This is a genomic window from Streptomyces xylophagus (genome assembly GCF_000716435.1).
Taxonomy (GTDB): domain Bacteria; phylum Actinomycetota; class Actinomycetes; order Streptomycetales; family Streptomycetaceae; genus Streptomyces; species Streptomyces xylophagus.
In genome coordinates this window covers 1-810 of the sequence record NZ_JNWO01000101.1, presented here as the reverse complement: position 1 = coordinate 810, position 810 = coordinate 1, and the positions used below count along the sequence as shown (strand labels likewise).

The window sequence follows — 810 nt, the reverse complement described above, 5'->3', positions numbered from 1 at the left end:
GTGCAGAACAGCTCGTCGAGTGTCTTCAATGGTGGTCTCCGGGTTAGTGGATGAAGCAGAGGGCGAAGAGCAGGACTTGAAGAACGATCAGTCCTGCGGCGAACGCGACCGTTTTGACAAAGCGCTGCGTGGCGACCATGTCGTCGAGATCGCGGGCGTATCCAGACCAGCGCATCAGCGTCGGCGTCCCTTGCGGTTGGCGCGGCCTTCGTTCTTGCGTTCGCGCTCTTGCCGCAGATACAGCGCGAAGTCGGGGTTGATGTTCTCGTACACGTCGACCAGGCGATGCAGCGCGTAGCGGACCATGATGCCAGCCTGCTCGGGCGACCATCGCCATCGCTGCGCAATGGTGCCGACCGTGTGTTCGCGGATGAGCAGATCGCGGAGCAGCTCGCGTTGGACGCGGTCGAGTTGATCGTCGACACGCTTCAGCGCGAACGCCGCGTTCAGCATGCGGTCGCTCGGGTCCTTCGGCGCTCCGCCGCAATCGCCCTTCGAGTGCATGCGTCCGCCGTTGATGCCCTCTTGGTCGAGCATGCGGCGATCCTCCGGCGAGAGAGGCACGGCCATCATCAGGTGATTGATCGTCGCCATCGTGTTCGAGCCGACCGGCGAGATCGCGAAGTAGTCGCCAGCGTAGTATTCGGCCGCCATGAACTGCGCGTCGCTGATCTTGTCCTTCACGCGATAGCGCAGATAGTCGATGGGACGGCCGTAGTCCTTGCGGGTCGCCAGGGCGACGCCCTCGGCGGTGCGGACGCGGACCAGCACGGAGTCGGGATCGGTGCCGTCGAGCACGGCGCGCATCGG

General features: G+C 64.3%; 2 protein-coding genes. Both read right to left on the bottom strand.

The window, feature by feature from the left end:
* Positions 1-43: 43 nt before the first annotated feature.
* Positions 44-175 carry a hypothetical protein gene (locus OO70_RS56770; protein ID WP_257797618.1) on the bottom strand — a complete coding sequence of 44 codons (132 nt, stop codon included), beginning with the start codon at positions 173-175 and terminating at the stop codon, positions 44-46.
* Positions 175-810 (bottom strand): hypothetical protein (locus OO70_RS50455; protein ID WP_043688287.1); only part of this gene is annotated, 636 nt, incomplete at its 5' end. The genes OO70_RS56770 and OO70_RS50455, both read right to left, overlap by 1 nt.

Excerpts from the sequence above, each read along its gene's own strand:
- OO70_RS56770 (WP_257797618.1), bottom strand. The coding sequence starts at position 175 with ATGCGCTGGTCTGGATACGCCCGCGATCTCGACGACATGGTCGCCACG.